The organism is Lactococcus nasutitermitis, assembly GCF_018403765.1.
In the GTDB taxonomy this organism is placed as follows: Bacteria; Bacillota; Bacilli; order Lactobacillales; family Streptococcaceae; genus Lactococcus; species Lactococcus nasutitermitis.
Genome location: NZ_BOVQ01000005.1, coordinates 93,116 through 110,139, shown reverse-complemented (window position 1 = coordinate 110,139; position 17,024 = coordinate 93,116). Strand labels below are relative to the sequence as shown.

18 protein-coding genes and 1 other RNA gene are annotated in these 17,024 nt (G+C 36.7%); 12 read left to right on the top strand and 7 right to left on the bottom strand.

Features of this window, described 5'->3' with window-relative positions:
- Window positions 1-9: 9 nt before the first annotated feature.
- Window positions 10-201, bottom strand: coding sequence for an XRE family transcriptional regulator (locus tag KJS36_RS06370; protein WP_213535842.1), 192 nt, complete (start codon window positions 199-201; stop codon window positions 10-12).
- A gap of 279 nt (window positions 202-480) precedes the next feature.
- On the opposite strand from KJS36_RS06370, the gene KJS36_RS06365 reads away from it, so the two are divergent.
- From KJS36_RS06365 to KJS36_RS06350, 4 genes are all read left to right on the top strand, one after another.
- Window positions 481-834, top strand: a complete 354-nt coding sequence (locus KJS36_RS06365; RefSeq protein ID WP_213535840.1) for a helix-turn-helix domain-containing protein — start codon at window positions 481-483, stop codon at window positions 832-834.
- Window positions 815-1,891, top strand: a complete 1,077-nt coding sequence (locus tag KJS36_RS06360; protein ID WP_213535838.1) for an ImmA/IrrE family metallo-endopeptidase — start codon at window positions 815-817, stop codon at window positions 1,889-1,891. The genes KJS36_RS06365 and KJS36_RS06360 overlap by 20 nt, the downstream gene beginning before the upstream one ends.
- A gap of 50 nt (window positions 1,892-1,941) precedes the next feature.
- Window positions 1,942-3,264, top strand: a complete 1,323-nt coding sequence (locus KJS36_RS06355; RefSeq protein ID WP_213535836.1) for a DNA/RNA non-specific endonuclease — start codon at window positions 1,942-1,944, stop codon at window positions 3,262-3,264.
- 103 nt (window positions 3,265-3,367) lie between these two features.
- On the top strand, window positions 3,368-4,447 hold the full coding sequence (locus KJS36_RS06350; RefSeq protein WP_213535834.1) for a tyrosine-type recombinase/integrase: 1,080 nt from the start codon (window positions 3,368-3,370) through the stop codon (window positions 4,445-4,447).
- Window positions 4,448-4,596: 149 nt separating this feature from the next.
- Here the strand turns inward: KJS36_RS06350 and ssrA are convergent.
- Both ssrA and KJS36_RS06340 read right to left on the bottom strand, forming a co-directional pair.
- Window positions 4,597-4,954, bottom strand: a transfer-messenger RNA (tmRNA) gene (gene ssrA, locus KJS36_RS06345).
- A 93-nt stretch (window positions 4,955-5,047) separates the two neighbouring features.
- Window positions 5,048-5,383 carry a putative DNA-binding protein gene (locus KJS36_RS06340; RefSeq protein ID WP_213535832.1) on the bottom strand — a complete coding sequence of 112 codons (336 nt, stop codon included), beginning with the start codon at window positions 5,381-5,383 and terminating at the stop codon, window positions 5,048-5,050.
- A 147-nt stretch (window positions 5,384-5,530) separates the two neighbouring features.
- On the opposite strand from KJS36_RS06340, the gene KJS36_RS06335 reads away from it, so the two are divergent.
- From KJS36_RS06335 to KJS36_RS06300, 8 genes are all read left to right on the top strand, one after another.
- A complete protein-coding gene (locus tag KJS36_RS06335) occupies window positions 5,531-6,241 on the top strand; it encodes a response regulator transcription factor (RefSeq protein ID WP_213535830.1) in 711 nt (236 codons plus the stop codon).
- Complete coding sequence (locus KJS36_RS06330; protein WP_213535827.1) at window positions 6,231-7,784, top strand: sensor histidine kinase; 1,554 nt, start codon at window positions 6,231-6,233, stop codon at window positions 7,782-7,784. Before KJS36_RS06335 ends, KJS36_RS06330 begins: the two co-directional genes overlap by 11 nt.
- 207 nt (window positions 7,785-7,991) lie before the next feature.
- On the top strand, window positions 7,992-9,272 hold the full coding sequence (locus KJS36_RS06325; protein ID WP_213535825.1) for an O-acetylhomoserine aminocarboxypropyltransferase/cysteine synthase family protein: 1,281 nt from the start codon (window positions 7,992-7,994) through the stop codon (window positions 9,270-9,272).
- A gap of 143 nt (window positions 9,273-9,415) precedes the next feature.
- Complete coding sequence (locus tag KJS36_RS06320; protein ID WP_213535823.1) at window positions 9,416-10,435, top strand: ABC transporter substrate-binding protein; 1,020 nt, start codon at window positions 9,416-9,418, stop codon at window positions 10,433-10,435.
- A 4-nt stretch (window positions 10,436-10,439) separates the two neighbouring features.
- Complete coding sequence (locus KJS36_RS06315) at window positions 10,440-11,459, top strand: ABC transporter substrate-binding protein (RefSeq protein WP_213535821.1); 1,020 nt, start codon at window positions 10,440-10,442, stop codon at window positions 11,457-11,459.
- Window positions 11,460-11,469: 10 nt separating this feature from the next.
- Window positions 11,470-12,480 carry an ABC transporter permease gene (locus KJS36_RS06310; protein WP_213535819.1) on the top strand — a complete coding sequence of 337 codons (1,011 nt, stop codon included), beginning with the start codon at window positions 11,470-11,472 and terminating at the stop codon, window positions 12,478-12,480.
- Window positions 12,474-13,238, top strand: coding sequence for an ABC transporter ATP-binding protein (locus KJS36_RS06305; protein ID WP_213535817.1), 765 nt, complete (start codon window positions 12,474-12,476; stop codon window positions 13,236-13,238). The genes KJS36_RS06310 and KJS36_RS06305 overlap by 7 nt, the downstream gene beginning before the upstream one ends.
- Window positions 13,239-13,327: 89 nt before the next feature.
- Window positions 13,328-13,780, top strand: a complete 453-nt coding sequence (locus KJS36_RS06300; RefSeq protein WP_213535815.1) for a DUF4395 domain-containing protein — start codon at window positions 13,328-13,330, stop codon at window positions 13,778-13,780.
- Between the two features lie 44 nt (window positions 13,781-13,824).
- Here KJS36_RS06300 and KJS36_RS06295 read toward each other — a convergent pair whose 3' ends face one another.
- The 4 genes from KJS36_RS06295 to deoC form a co-directional block, all read right to left on the bottom strand.
- Window positions 13,825-14,532: a GntR family transcriptional regulator gene (locus KJS36_RS06295; protein ID WP_213535813.1), complete on the bottom strand. Its 708-nt coding sequence runs from the start codon at window positions 14,530-14,532 to the stop codon at window positions 13,825-13,827.
- Window positions 14,533-14,724: 192 nt separating this feature from the next.
- On the bottom strand, window positions 14,725-15,783 hold the full coding sequence (locus KJS36_RS06290; RefSeq protein ID WP_213535811.1) for a BMP family lipoprotein: 1,059 nt from the start codon (window positions 15,781-15,783) through the stop codon (window positions 14,725-14,727).
- 191 nt (window positions 15,784-15,974) lie between these two features.
- Window positions 15,975-16,370, bottom strand: a complete 396-nt coding sequence (locus KJS36_RS06285; protein WP_213535809.1) for a cytidine deaminase — start codon at window positions 16,368-16,370, stop codon at window positions 15,975-15,977.
- Window positions 16,357-17,019, bottom strand: coding sequence for a deoxyribose-phosphate aldolase (gene deoC / locus KJS36_RS06280; RefSeq protein WP_213535807.1), 663 nt, complete (start codon window positions 17,017-17,019; stop codon window positions 16,357-16,359). The genes KJS36_RS06285 and deoC overlap by 14 nt, the downstream gene beginning before the upstream one ends.
- Between the last annotated feature and the right edge of the window lie 5 nt (window positions 17,020-17,024).

The following is a 17,024-nucleotide window of genomic DNA, read 5'->3' as shown; positions in this document are numbered from 1 at the left end:
ATGTCCTTTCTATCTAATTGTTAAATCACGGATAATCTTCACAATGACTTTTGCGGCACGAGGTGATGTGTCTTTACCATTTAAAATATCTGACATATCACTTGGCTTAATTCCATAAGTTGTTGCTAAGTCAATTGCAAGAATATTCTCTTCCTTCATACGTGCTTTGATTTTTTCAATACCTGAGTTAAATTCCGGCATATTTTGTCCTTTCTATATTAATGTATAAAAGTTAGCTTATAAATTAGCTTATTCTTGACATAAATTACTATATTTAGTACCATAAGTGTATGAAGAAAACACCCGACAATAGCACTATAAAACATTCTTGGCGGAGAGTTTTATTGTTTTGTTGAGTATAACGCCTAATTTGTAGGCTAACTATTTACAAAGATAATTGTACTAAATTTAGTTCTTTTTGTCAACAATAAACTACTAAAAAAAGTACCGCCATCTTTGTCATCCCATGAAAGGCTTGATATGACTACTTTTGAAAGAATAAAAACTTTATCAGATAAGCAGAAAATAGGCTTGAAAGATTTGGCTTTAAAGTTAGGTTTTAGTGAAAATTATTTTTATAATATGAAAAATGCTAAATCATCGCCATCTTCTGAAGTATTAACTAAAGTTGCTGATTACTTCGGAGTGACAGTAGATTCACTTCTAGGACGTGGGGATGATGGAAAAAATCAAACTCCTGAATTTTCCACCCTCCAACGAAGAGCAAAAAACTTATCTCGAGCAGATCAGCGTCGCTTACTTAAAATTATGGATTTAACTTTTACTGATATAGACAATGGAGAACTTGACGAGGATGATACCGAAGATTTTTGATGAAGAGTATAAAAAAGCTAATTTTGCTTATGCGCAAGAATTAGCTTATGAGGTCGTTAACAAGTCTGGAATTTCTTCCCTCCCTATTAATATCAAAAAACTTTTAAAATTGTACAAAAAATCTGGATTGCATGTCGTCACTTACTCAAGTTTTGCAAAAAGAAGAAATTTATCTATGAGCGAAGTCATCCATTTTACAGATTCAGAAGACGGATGTTTATGGAAAAGAAGTGATGATACATATATACTGCTTTACAATGATACAAAAACTTATCGCCCAACAATCCGCTTTACATTAGCTCACGAGCTTGGTCATTTTCTTTTAAAACATCATGCTAAAACTAGCGAGGAAATACTTTCACACAGAGGGTTAAGCAAATCGACTCATACATATTTAGAAATGGAAGCTAATTATTTTGCAAAACGCCTTTTAGCACCTATCCCTCTTGTTGACTTATATACAAAAGCATGGTCTAAAAATGACGATGAACACCTAGAAAAAATTTTTGATATATCTGAACCTGTTTCTAACAGTATAATAGAAACATTGGAAAGTAGATTACAAAATACTAGTATAATTTTTGAATCCCATGAACTAGTTAAAAACTTTAAGGATTTTATAGATAAAGATTTATCAAACAAAATATGTAGTAAATGTTTAACTATTCAAAACAATAATTGTGATTTTTGTAAAATATGTGGAGAAAATTCTTTTTTTAAACCAGACTTCGATAACTTTATAAAATTTAGAGATAGAAAGAAGACAACAATGATATATCCAAAATTGAAAACTGACTCAGTAGGACGTTTAACAGAAGCTTGCCCAAATTGTAAAAATGAATATTTACATGATAATTATTGCCAAATTTGTGGTAAACAAATTATTAATAGATGCACGGGAATACAAAAATTAAACGACGGAACATTTACTCAAACCAAAGCTTGTACTATAGCTTTAGAGGGTGATGCCAGATACTGTCCAAATTGTGGGGCAAATTCTACTTTTCTTGAAAACGGCTTACTGCAAGCATGGGACTTTGTCGAGTTCCCGTTCTAAAAACTACGAGTAAATTTTGAACCTCGTTAAAGACTAAAAGGAATAAACTTATGAAAAATAAAAATTTAATTAAAAAATGGTGGTTTTGGGTATTAGTTATTATCTTTTTCCCATTCTTTTGTTTGTATGGTATTTATCACTCAATCATTAAATATCGCAAAACTCAGCAAAAACGCTGGATAGTTGCTATCATATCTTTTGCACTTGTTGCTCTTATCGGTTTTGGAGGATATGTTTCTGCGTTTAGTAATTCAAATAATAATGATACTAAAAGTGATCCAGCCTATTCTATAAGTTCTAATAGTTCTAATAGTTCTAATAGTTCAAACATCTCTAAATCTAGCAGTTCAAAAGTTACAAAATCATCATCAAGTAGTAGTTCAACTATCATATCTAAAAGTAAGCCTAGTTCTTCTTCTAGCTCACAGTCAAATTCAACCCCTGATTCAAGTGGTATTTTAGCAAAGCTAATAAACTATACAAACTCTAAATCAGCTGGACCAAATCAAAATTACTATTGGAATAATGGTTCAGCTAATGTCTCTGGATTTGATACAATGAATGCTGGAGATTATAATTTTTCTGCAGATGGTCAGGGGCGTTCTGGAACTGCTCGCGCTGTCCTTACTTATGCTGAGTATCAATCGTCTAAAGGTTCACGTCAAGGAGAGCCACTTGACCCACCAGCATGGCCAGCAAGTAATCCTAAAGTAGCAATTACTTTTTCATTAACTCAACGTACTTATCACGGTTATCTTTATAATCGTAGCCATTCAATTGCGGATAGTTTATTAGGACAATACTCTTATACTTCTGAATATAATTTCACAACAGGAACACGTAGTCAAAATGTTGGAGCTAATCAAAATGGCGGAATGCGTGCTGCCGAAGAGTTAGCAGAAAATTACTGGTCTAACCATCCAGATACTTCCGAAACTATTGATTATGAGACTACACCACTTTACAGCGGTGCTGAAACAATTCCTCGTGGTTCTATTGTTGATGAAAAGTCTTCCGATGGGATATTAAATACTGAAATTATTGTAATTAATGATGCCGAAGGTATAACAATAGACTACAATAGTGGAACTGAAATAGGTCCTACTACACAAGAACAACCTAAACCAAGTTCTTCTACTCCTCCTAGTAGTGCAAGTACACAATCTTCAGATAACTCTGTAGCAAATACTGATGTAACAACGACGGCTGATGGCTGGACGGTTGCCGCTCCTGGAATGGTTTATGTAAGTGATAGTAACAAATATTATTCAGAAGTTAAAAATCCAGGTAATTATGCCTATATGACACAAGCTGAAGCAGATAGTGCTGGTAACACGCGCGCTGAACGTGGTAATCAATATGCTAGACCTTAAAAAATATCCAAACTTGGAGTAATAAAAATATCAATTACTATAAACAAAAAAACGCCAAGCCTAAATAGGTGGGCGATTTTAATTATAGAGAAGAGTGAAAACTATGGAAATAAAAGCATATAAAAAGAAAAATGGTAATACTGCTTATAAATTTAGATTTTATATAGGCAGAGAAAATGGGAAAGACAAATATATAAAGCGCTCAGGTTTTACTACCAAAGCTTCAGCAAGATCTTCCCTCATACAACTGCAAAAGGAAGTGAATAATCCTACTCCGAAGAGCTCTATGACTTTTCAAGAACTTTATAATGAATGGTTGCTAGTTTACGAAAAAGAAGTCCAAAATAGTACCTACTACAAAACAACTCGTGCATTTGAAAAACACGTTTTACCCGCCTTAGGAAGTACAAAGCTTTCAGATTTTACTCCTATGGAATTACAGGACTATAGAAATGACTTATCAAATAAGATCAAATTTGCACGTAAGCTCTTCGGTATGGTTCGTAAGGTATTTAATCACGCTACTCTTTTAGGATATATACAAGCCAATCCTGCAGCTCCTGTTACCTCTCAAAAGATAAAAAAGAAAGTTGAAGAAAAAAAGGACTTTTATGATACAGATGAACTAATAGAATTCATGAAACTAGTTGAGCAGACAAATGATATTAAAAAAATAGCCTTATTCCGAGTGTTGGCTTTTACTGGTATTCGCAAAGGGGAATTACTTGCCCTTGAATGGAGTGATTATAGGAAATCAACACTGGACATAAATAAGGCTATCTCTCATTCGCCAGTAGGTTATGAAACACTTCCGCCTAAAGCTAATTCAAATCGTTTATTGAGCCTTGATAAAAAGACTTGTCAAATCCTTGATGAGCTGCATAAAACTTATCCAAATTCTATACGTATATTTGAAGCAGATACGGGAGGTATGCTTTCACCAGCTAAACCAAGAAAGTGGCTTTTAGAAATAACTAAAGATAAAAAAATTGAGCCAATACGTATTCACGCATTTCGACATACCCATGCAAGCCTATTGTTTGAATCTGGTATGAGTTTAAAACAAGTACAATATCGTTTAGGACACGCAGATTTAAAAACTACGATGAACATATATACACATATTACACAATTCGCCAAAGATGATATAGGCGATAAATTCTCAGCATATATTAATTTTTAACTGACCATTTTAGTCAGTTTTTTTATTATTTTTGGGTCTGCTTTTGGGTCTGACTGTTTTATGTTTTTATCTATGTTTAACTGTTTTTAAAAAACAAAAACCGCTCAACAGAGCGATTTTTCATACTATCTAGTTCTATAAGAACTCATTTATGGAGGCGAGGGGAGTTGAACCCCTGTCCAAACACCTTGCTACATCAACATCTACAACTATAGGACTTTCTTGAATTTAACAAATTTTCAAAGTTAGTCTCAAAGAAAGAAAATTTGCGATTCTCATAAATCTCTTATTTTACGCTAAGACGACGCAAAATCGTATCTGACTGAAGTTTAGGCCGTCAAATTGTCATCAGCGAACAAAAATCTGGCACGCAGGCTGGTGTTTAGGCAGCGAATGCGTAAGTTTGTGTATTATTTTTTGCAGTTATATTTCTGCGACAGATTATCCTGATGTCAGCAGCAGTTGCCGTTCATGCGCGACAATGCCTGTCGAATCCGTAACGCCCCCGTTTTCGACTATTGCCTGAACATTTATTATAACATATTTTTTGACAGAGCTGTCAAAAATTAAAATAACTCGCAAAACTTTTTGACAGTTCTGTCAAAATTCTTCTTCATCAATTTCTTGAATTTTCTGCAAACTTTTGACGAGTTTTTCATCAGTTGCATATTCTTTTAAAAGTTGGTCAATCAGCTGATTTCTGACGACATAATTACTATAAAGATGCAACTTTTCTTCGTAGCCCTCGAGGACTTTTTCCGTGCGGCGAATATTGTCATAGACTGCTTGACGACTGATATCAAACTGCTCAGCAATCTCTGCAAGGCTGTAATCATCAGCATAATAAAGTTCGATATAGTTCATCTGTTTATCCGTGAGCAGCGTTGCATAAAACTCAAACAAAGTGTTCATGCGGTTTGTTTTTTCGATTTCCATTTTTTTCCTGTCCGTACATTGAGTTTTTACCTTTCTTTATTATATCAAAAATATAAATTTTCTGTTTTGACAGTTCTGTCAAAAATATTAAGGCTTACAAGATAAGTAATTGCACGCAATTTACAGTTTTTTGTTATAATATATCATATGAAAAAGATTTTGATTGCGGACGATGACCGCTCAATTTTAACTCTCCTCTCATTTAATTTTAGGCAAAATGATTTCGAGGTGCTGACAGCTCATGACGGCAAGCAAGCGCTTGATATTGCCAAGAAAAACGCACTTGACCTCATTTTACTTGATTTGATGATGCCAGAGTATGATGGGATTGAAGTCACCGAAATATTGCGCAAAAAAGGAAATTTTACACCGATTTTGATATTGACTGCGCGCGATGACGATGAGATGAAATTGACAGGTCTGTCAGCAGGTTCTGATGAATATCTCGACAAATCAACGCCAATGAAAGAAATTATTGTCAGAGTAAATGCTCTCATTCGGCGCAATCAAACCTATAACAGTCCCACAGAAATTTTTGACAGTTCTGTCAAAAATGAAAAACTCACATTTATCAAAACAGACAGGCTAGAAATTGATTTCGTCAAAAAAACAGTCACATTTGACAATCATTTTCTAAAACTAACCAAACGTGAATTTGAAATCCTAGAATTATTAGTCGAAAATCAAGGAAAAATCATCAGTCGCGAAGAACTTCTCCAGCATTTTTGGGGAATATCCGATGCAACAGAAACCCGAACGATTGATGTTCTCATTTCCAAAATTAGAAAAAAATTAGATAATCATTACATCAAAACAAAACGAGGCTTTGGATATTATTTTGAAAAAGATGAAACTTAAAAACATTGGAATCATAACTCTAATTTATGCGCTCCTAACGCTCGCTCTGGTTCTTTTGCTCAATCAAAATCTGCTCAACGCAGACACTCAACGCATTCTCAACACGACAAACACATTGGAACTTTTCAAAGAAAAACATCCAAACACAGCCTTACCACACAATTTCCAGATTTTATCAAAAACGACAACAGACAGCGACACAAAAAAAATCGCTGATGGCGCCCCTTATTCGCGCCAACTCACAACTGATAGGATTGAAATTACCAGTCCCATCTACACAAACGCTCAGCTCAACGGCTATTTACGGATTTCTGAAGAACGAACTTCCCCAGTATTTATCAATGTCATGGTCATCATTTTTGCCCTACTCATCTACTTTGCAGCTGCTTTTATCACCGTCAATCGCGCCAGAAAAGCAGCCAGCTTTTCACAAAATACGATTGCCAAGATTAAAAATATAGAACGCAGTCCAATGACTCAAAGTTACCTGATTGGCGAAGACGACGACCGGATTACTATTGCCCTCAACCAGCTTGGCGAGCGCATCCAGCAGCAAATTCTCTCCCAAACAGACAAAAAAGAAAATCTCTACGAGTTTATTGAGTGGTTCCAGTTCCCGATTTTCGTCTATAACGGCAAAGGCAGTATTCGTCGAGCAAATGCAAGTTTTAAAAACGATTTTGCCGATACAAATAATCTTGATATTTTCAGTCCTTATGCTGATTTTCTGACATTTTTAGTTGACAAAATCCTCCATCCTGATATCCAAGAAAAATTGTTTCATTTTGAAGGACTTAACGCTTATTACCAAGTCCGGATTGTCCCTCTGCCTGATTTGGATAATCGTTTCATCGTCACAATGATGGATGTCACGCGCTACCGCCAAACACTTGAAGCCCACAATGACTTTATCGCCAACGTTTCCCACGAGTTCAAAACACCACTCACTTCAATCACTGGCTTTGCCGAACTCCTAGAAAATGGTGTTGATTCTCCAGAAGATGCACACAACTTTGCCAAGATTATTCATAAAGAAAGCACACGTCTCATGGCACTTGTCCAAGATACTCTTCTTCTCACCAGACAAAACCGCCGTATCGAAAAGAAAAATGTTAATCTCGCACAGCTCATTAACACCATCCTGCAAAATTCCAGCCCACAAATTAGAGAAAAAAATCTCACAGTCAATAACCAAGTTACCAATATATCTCTAAAATCAAATGAACAAATGCTTCATAGTATTTTTGAAAACCTTATAGAAAATGCCATCAAGTACACACCAAACTCAGGAAAAATCCTCGTCAGTCTCTATCATAACGACAAAAAAATTATCTTTGACGTAGCAGATAATGGTACCGGACTCACAGAAATTCAGAAATCCCGCATTTTCGACCGTTTCTACCGTGTGGACGAAAGCCGCAGTCAAGTGGCAGGTACCGGACTTGGACTTGCTATTGTCAAAAAGAACGTCCGAGAGCTTGGTGGACGCATTGAAGTAGTCAGTGTCCTTGGAAAAGGCACCACATTTACCGTTACTTTATAAAAGTCAAAGAGCATGATAAAAAATTTTAATAGTCAAAAGATTTCAAAGAATCTATAATTAAGTTATAGAATTTCTTTGAAATTTTTTTATATACTTTTTTCCAAGGAGAAAATTAGATGACACAACAAAAATCACTCACGAACAATCAACGAATGTGACTTTCCTTAACAACTTAAAAATCATAACAAAATCTAAGGAGAGTACATCATGACAGAAAATAATTATAAATTTGACACATTACAAGTCCATGCAGGACAAGTTCCAGACCCAACAACAGGCTCACGTGCTTTACCTATCTATCAAACCAGTTCTTTTGTCTTCAAAGACAGTGAACAAGCCGAAGGACGTTTTGCCTTGACTGACCCAGGTGCGATTTATTCACGACTTGGCAATCCAACCAACGATGTGTTTGAAGCACGTATAGCAGCTCTTGAAGGTGGTAGCGCTGCTCTTGGTGTTGGTTCTGGCTCAGCAGCTATTACTTATGCGATTTTAAATGTCGCTCAAGCAGGAGAAAATATCGTCTCAGCAAGCACACTCTATGGCGGTACTTATCATCTCTTTGCAGGCACACTTCCAAAATACGGCATTACAACAACATTCGTCAATCCTGACAATCCGGCTAACTTTGAAGCAGCAATCAATGACAAAACAAAAGCTATCTATTACGAAACTTTAGGAAATCCTGGAAATAATGTCATTGACTATGATGCAGTTGGCGAAATCGCAAAAAAACATGGTATTCCCGTCATTGTTGATGCTACTTTTACCACACCAGTTACTTTCAAACCTTTTGAACACGGAGCAAATATCATCGTTCACTCAGCCACAAAATTCATCGGTGGACATGGCACTTCTATTGGCGGTGTCATCGTAGATGGAGGAAACTTTGATTGGGCAAATGGCAATTTCCCTGACTTTACAACTCCTGATGCTTCTTACAATAATATCGTCTTTGCAGACCTTGGTGCTGTTGCTTTTGTAACACGCATTCGTGCGATTTTGCTCCGCGATACTGGTGCCACATTGTCACCATTTCATTCTTGGCTCTTTGTCCAAGGACTTGAAACACTTTCACTTCGTGTAGAGCGTCATGTTGCCAATGCAAAAGCTGTTGTAGAGTTTCTCGACAAACATCCAAAAGTTGCCGTCGTTCATCATCCTCTCCTCGAAAACAACGACTATCATAGTCTTTACACAAAATATTATCCGAAAGGAGCTGGTTCAATCTTCACCTTTGAGCTAAAAGAAAATTCAGCTCAAAAAGCACGCGCTTTGATTGATCATCTCGACATCTTCTCCCTCTTGGCAAATGTCGGCGATACCAAATCACTCGCCATTCACCCAGCATCAACCACTCACCAACAACTCAACGACGAAGAACTCACAGCCGCTGGCATCAACCAAGCCACAATACGACTGTCTGTCGGCATTGAAGATATTGATGACTTGATTGCTGACCTCTCTCAAGCATTAGATAAGATTTAAAAAATTTTTCTAATCACATTCTAAATAAGTTCATTTTCAAATGAGCTTATTTAAAAACACTTTTTATCGTGAAAATGTATGAAAAATAAAAACATCATTATTTTTCTCACATTTCGTTATTATTATTTATTGGAGTAAATATTATGAAAAAACAAGTAAAAATCACATTAAGCCTTTTAGCAGTCGTTATTATCCTTGCTGGTATTTTTGTTATCCATTCGACAACAACCAAGAAAGCTGGTGCAGCTCACAACGACAAAAATTTTGTCTTGAAACTCGCTGATGAAACAGGGGGATGTCAAGCCCCTCAACAAATTGCTATTGAAAAAGGCTATTTTAAAGCCGAAGGATTAAAAGTTAAAACAGTTCGTCTTACTCAAAGCACAACAGGTTTAGACGCTGTTACCGCTGGTAAAATCGACGCGTCCAATTCACTCTTAGCAAGTACCGTTGCCCCTATTGCCAACGGTGCACCCATCAAAATCACAACAGGTTTGCACACTGGCTGTATCTCCATCTTAACCAATAAAAATTCAAAAATTCACTCTGCCAAAGACTTGAAAGGCTTAAAAATCGGTGTTGAAACAGTCGCCGGTTCTCCTGCAACTTTCGTTAAACGTTATCTGACAAATGCTGGTTTAAAAGTCTATGGCAACCAGCCTGATGTCCAACTTCTCGCGTACGATGCACCTGAACTTCCTCTTGTTTTAGAAAAAGGACAGGTCGATGCGATTGCGATTGAAGACCCTGATACGCAAATTGCTGCTAAAAAGTATGGTTTTAATGTTCTTGCAAGTTCCGCTCAAACTGCACCTTTTAATACAGAATATTGCTGTGTCGCTTATGTTTCTAATAGCTTAGCTAAAAATCATCCAGCTATCGCGCAAAAATACACTATTGCCCTACAAAAAGCCGCCGATTGGGTTGCAAAGCATCAAGCTGAAACCGTTGATATCCAAACGAAACATCATTATGTCGCAGGTGATAAAGCTGCTAACTTAGAAGCATTAAAAACATACAAATGGGAAGCTTCTTATTCTGGAGCAAAAACTGCCTTTAGCCAAGTTGCTACAAGTTTACAAAAAACAGGTGGACTTGCCAAAGATATTGACGTCAAAGCACTCAGCAAAAACACTTTACTCAAACTAAAAGGTGTGGACTAAAAAGATGAAAAATAAAACAAAATATCTCTTAGCGCTCATCGTTGCCCTCTTTCTTCTTGTCATCATTGTCTTTGCAGTTGCACACAACAAGAAAAGTGTCGCATCAAGTAGTAAAAAAGATAGCTACGTCTTAAAACTTTCTGATGCCAATGTTCTCTGTGATGCGCCTGAAGAAATTGCTGCTGCCAAAGGATTTTTTAAAGACGAAGGGTTAAAATACACTGTTTCCAAACTTTCTGCTTCTACGACAAATATCGAAGCGATTGAATCAGGAAAAATTGATGCCGGTGTTTCACTACTCCCTAGTGTCGTTCAACCTTTATCCAACGGTGCACAATTTAAAATCACAACTGGTCTGCACACTGGCTGTCTCTCTATTCTTGTTCCCCAAAATTCACCGATTAAAAATGCGCAAGACTTAAAAGGAAAATCTATCGGTGTTTCTTCTGTCGCTGGTGATGATGCGAATTTTGCTCGTACTTATCTGACACAAAATGGTCTCAATGTTAATGGTAATAAATCAGATGTGAATTTTATCGCTTATGATGGCTCTGAACTTCCGATTGCTTTGCAAAAAGGACAAGTTGCAGCAATTGCCGAATATGACCCTGAAACACAGATTCTTGAGCAAAAAGATAACTTTAAAGTTCTTGCCAGCTCATCAAGCACTGCTCCTTTTAACACTGAAATCTGCTGTGTTGCTTATGTTTCAGATAAACTCGCAAAAGAGCACCCTGAGATTGCTAAAAAGTATACTCGTGCGCTCCAAAAAGCTGCCGCTTGGGTGTCTAAACATCAAGAAGAAGCTGTAAAAATTCAAATTGAGCAGCATTATGTTGCAGGAACACAAGATGTCAATTTAAAGGCACTTGATATGTATCACTGGAAAGCAAGTTATAAAGATGGTGCTTCTGCTTTTAAGACAGTTGCTAAGGATTTGCAAAAAACTGGTGCTTTGAGTAAAGACATCAATGTTCCAGCTCTTGCTAAAAATTCCCTCTTAAAACTTACAAATGTAAAATAAAGGAGTTCTTATGATAAATAGTGAAAAACTTTCTCAGCAAACTAAAGGTCTAGGAATAGTTAGAAAAAAACTTGATTATCCTATTTTTAGAACTTATTTCGCAAGTTTGGCGATTGCGATTAGCCTTGCTTTACAACTCTTTTTGCCTAAAGCAAATGCAAATTTCACCAAACCTTTGCCATGGTACACAGATTTACTCTGGTTTTCTCTTGTGATCACTTTGCTACTTGCGACTTTTTATAGTTTTTTAGGAAAATTCAAAAACTTTGCTTATAAATCTTATTTTATCGGAGCTGCTTATTTGGCACTCGCTCTTTATAACTATGCAACTTTGCAAACAGCATTTTTGCAACCTGTCTTTTTCCCTGATCCAGCCAAAATTTTGAATGTTTTGATTACAAATTGGAATTTTCTCCTACTTTGCCTGGGTTATTCTGGAGGATTACTTTTTTCTGGATTGATTTTAGGCATTGTGACAGGTTTAATCACAGGTGTACTGATTGGTTGGTGGACACAGTGGAATTATTGGATTGACCCGATTGTAAAATTCTTTGGTCCTATCCCTTCTACTGCTCTGATTCCGATTGCCCTCTCTGCTTTTGCAACAAGTTTTGAAGCTTCTGTGTTTATCATTGCTTTATCTGTCTGGTTTCCTGTGACTGTCTTGACAAATTCTGGGATTTCAAATGTTAAAAAATCTTATTTTGAAGTGGCAGATACGATGGGCGCAAGCAATGCTCAGAAAATTTTCCGTGTGGCTATTCCTGCGGCTTCTCCAAGTATTTTTGTCGGTATATTTAATGGTGTTTGTGCTTCATTTTTAACTCTGATGACAGCTGAAATGATTGGTGTAAAATACGGGATTGGTTGGTACATCAACTGGCAACGACAAGTCATGGCTTTTGCCAATGTTTATGCTGGATTGATTGTCATTGCGATTAGTTTTTCAATCATCATCACCTTACTTTTTAAAGTACGTAATCATATCTTGAAATGGCAGGAAGGAGTTATCAAATGGTAGAAACAGGCAAAATAAATCTTAATAGTATTCAAAAAATATTTCCTCCGCGCTCTGAAAATGCTTCAGAAGTGGAAGCTGTCCATCAAGTATCCGCAACGATTAAACCAGGAGAATTTATCGCTTTAATTGGCCCTTCTGGATGTGGTAAATCAACACTTTTGCGCATGATTGCAGGACTCGAATTACCAACTACAGGCGGAATTTTGCTGGACGATGAAATTGTAACTGCACCAAGTCGCGAACGAGGCTTCGTGTTTCAGGAAGCCAATCTTTATCCTTGGTTGACCGTTGAAGACAATGTCGCTTTTGGACTGAAAATCAATAATAAAGTCAAAAATAAAAAAGCTGAAATTCAGCAATTTATTGAACTTGTTGGGTTAAAAGGATTTGAAAAATCTTATCCTTATGAGCTTTCTGGTGGGATGCAACAACGTGTTTCTCTTGCACGAACACTGATAAATTATCCTAAAGTCTTGCTTCTTGATGAGCCATTTGGTGCCCTTGATGCCTTTACTCGGATGCGCATTCATGATGAGCTGATTAAGATTTGGCAGGAGAGAAAACTGACAACGGTGATGGTTACTCATGATGTGGAAGAAGCCGTTTATCTGGCTGACCGCGTTTTTGCAATGACACCACGCCCAGCGATTTTGAAGGAAATCATCGACATTGACCTTCCTCACAATCGTCATCGTGAAAGTTCTGAATTTATTGCTTTGAAAACAAAAGTACTCAAAGCCTTGAATTTTCAAGATTGATGAAGCCTAAATCTGTGATTAAAAAAATTTAAGACCAGTCACATTTTTCTATTTTATAATAAAGTATAGATATTTTGGAGGTCATTATTATGGCAAATTCGGAAAATAAGAAATTTCAAGGTGTGCCACGTCCACTCGTGCGCACCAATCAAGCAGTTATTGTTATCAGCGTTATTTTGTCAGTTCTCTCTGGCTTTTATTGGATATTACTTTTGCCCATTTTAGCTGGTCTTTCTGGGATTGTTTTTGGTAAAAACTTTGTTATTCTCTTTGCCAAACGTTTCTTACGGCATAAACCGAGTGAATATATTCAAGAAGATAAAGCAGATTTACGTTTCAATCAAATCATTGCAACAAGCTTATTGACGTTGAGCTTACTTTCATCTTTAATTGGTTTTGGAATTTTAGCGATTGTCTTTGCTGCCCTTGTTTTTCTTGCGGCAAGTATCGCTTTGGCTGGTTTTTGTGTCGGTTGCTGGCTTCGTTTTCAAATTCATCAATGGCAATATCGTCGGAGAGTTAAAAAAATTGCTCATAATTAGTAAAAATACTTTTGACAGAACTGTCAAAAGTATTTTTGTTAAAATTAGCGCTCTAAATAAAATTCAAAACGGTCTCCGACATACTGTGAGAGAACATATTCAAAAGCTGTTTCATCTGAGAAATAAGAAACTTGTGTAACTCCTAGAATGGCTGAACCAACACGTATTTTTAGGTAGTCGGCAACTTCTGTACTGACTTTTTTAGCTGAAACAATCTGCTCACTTCTTGAAATTTCATAACCAGATTCTTCCAAAGTTTTGAAGAAATTGCTTGTAATACTTTTTTTATCAAAACTTTTTACTAGCTCATAAGGAATACTTGCCACTTCAAAACAAATCGGAACTTTGTCTGCATAACGAATACGCTCCATACGAATGATAAAGTCATTTTTAGAAATATTTAATTTTTCGCATTCTACATCATTAGGTAATGTCCGCGTGTAACTCAAAACTTCTGATGAGGGTTCCTTACCTTGTGCTTTGATAATATCTGTAAATGACGTTGTTCCACGCATTTTTTCACGAACACGACGACTGGCAACATAAGTACCACTTCCTACACGACGGTCTAAAATACCTTCTTCAACTAAAGCAGTAATTGCTTGACGTGCCGTCATGCGGCTCACACCAAAACGTTCTGCCAAGTCGCGTTCGCTCGGTAATCTTTGTCCAATCTGCCAAATAGAAGCGCCTACTTCTTCTTTGAGTGTATCATGAATTTTGACATAGTTTGGGACTTCTTTTCTTACCATTATTTACTCCTTCAAACTGTTCATTCTCTATAGCTACAAACTGTAAAAAAGGACTATACAGATTGTCAACTTCTCGTTTTCATTATAACATAGTTTTTCTAATTTTCACACAGTTCATGGCTTTTATCTTTAAGGCAAAACAAAAATAGGATTTTTTAGAAAATCCTATTTTTTTAATTTTATACGTTTGAATTATTTAGATGGTACAACAATCTTACCAGAAATAATATTTGCTTTTGCAGTATCTACGGCTGTCTTAATTTGTGGAGTGACATTATCCAAACCAAGTCCTACACCACCATTTTTAAGATTATAGTTGACGACATCTCCACCAGGGAATTTGTCTTTTGCTGTTTTATCAGCAATATCGCGGACAACTTTTCCAACTTCTTTGATTGTTGAAACAAGGACAAAGTTAGATTTCTGACCATCTTTTGATGTGTAGTTACCTAGATATTTTTGGTCTTGGTCAACACCAATCAGCCATACTTTATCATTTGCATTTTTTGTTTCGTTCAATGCTTTAGCTTCGTTGAAAGCACCTGTACCTACACCACCAGCACATTGATAAACAACGTCATCACCAGCACCATACATTGCTGCAGCGATTGTTTTACCTTTGGCTGCATCTGTAAATGAACCAGCATATTGTACATCAAGTTTGATGCTTGGATTAACTGACTTGATACCAGCTGCAAAACCAACTTGGAAAGCTGTGATAACGTCAGATTGCATACCACCGATGAAACCAATCTTGTTTGTCTTCGTTGCTTTGGCAGCAGCTACACCAGCAAGATATGCAGATTGTTCATCAGCAAACACTGCTGAAGCAACGTTCTTTTGTCCATCAATTTCTGAGTCAATGATAACATAATCAGATTTTGGATTGTTTTTAGCCGCTTGTGCAGTTGCATCTTGGAGGCTAAAGCCAATACCAAACATGAGTTTGTAACCAGCAGATTCAGCAGAGTTGTAGTTTGTTGTGTAATCTGATGCTGTGTTTGATTGGAAATAGTTGTAACCATGACCTTGTGTAAGATTATTTTCTTTCCCCCAAGCTTGAAGACCTTCCCAAGCTGATTGGTTGAATGAACGGTCATTGATGCCACCTGTATCAGTAATAACTGCGACTTTAAGGTCAGTCTTACCTTTGTTTGCTGATGCTCCGTGAGCACCATTTGAACGACATCCCGCAAGTACAGCTACGGAAGCAAGTGCAATAGCACCGATTGCAAAAACACGTTTTTTCATGGAAACGGTTCCCTCCAAAATGATATTTTTAAATTTGCTAAACTTTTTTAGCTTAAATCTATTTTAAGTTATATTTAAAATTTTTTCAAGTAATATCGAAATAAAAAAATGATATTTATTTCATTGTTCGGAAATGTCGAATAAAAATTACATTTTTTCATGATAAAAATTGTATTCTCTTACAATTTTCTTTATTTTAATTCTTTAAAGCTGTAGGGCAATAATTCTCCTACAGATGTTTCTTTGACTTTACCTGTTTTGGACAAGAGATAAACAGGCATTTCTTGTGGGCAAAATTCAGCAATCACTTGTCTGCACGCACCGCAAGGTGAAATAGGTTCATCTGTTTCACCATAAATCGCAAGGGCAGTAAAATCTGTCACTCCTTCTGATATTGCCTTGAAAATCGCTGTTCGCTCGGCACAATTTGTCAAGCCAAAACTGGCATTTTCAATATTGCAGCCACTGAATATTTCTCCTTGAGCACTCAAAAATGCTGCGCCAACAGGGAAATGTGAGTAGGGAACATAAGCATTTTTTGAAGCTTCTGTCGCTTGACTAAATAATTTTTGATTAGTAGTTGTCATTAGATACTTGACCTTTGATAATTGCGATACTGGCAGAAACACCAAGTCGTGTTGCACCAGCTTCAATCATTGCTTGTGCTTCTTGCGCGCTGTGGATACCACCTGAAGCTTTCACTCCCAACTCAGCTCCAACTGTTTTACGCATGAGAGCAACATCTGCAACAGTCGCTCCACCAGTTGAAAATCCTGTTGAAGTCTTTACAAAGTCTGCGCCAGCATTTTTTGCAGCAAGACAAGCTTTTACTTTTTCATCATCTGTTAAAAGTGACGTTTCGATGATGACTTTGAGAAGTTTATCAGCTTTTACAGCATTGACTGCGGCAATATCAGATTCAACAAGCGCCCAATCACCGTCTTTTGCTGCTCCAATATTGATAACCATATCAATCTCATCGGCACCATTGGCAAGTGCATCTTTGGCTTCAAAAGCTTTAACGGCACTGGTATTTGCCCCATGTGGAAAGCCGATAACCGTACAGATATTGACATCGCTGTCTTTGAGATATTCTGCTGAAAATGCGACACGGTCTGGGCTGACACAAACGCTGGCAAAGTGATATTCTCGTGCTTCATCGCATATTTGTTTGACTGTTGCTTGTGTTGCTTCTGGTTTTAAGATTGTGTGGTCGATAAATTTATTGAGTTCCATGATAT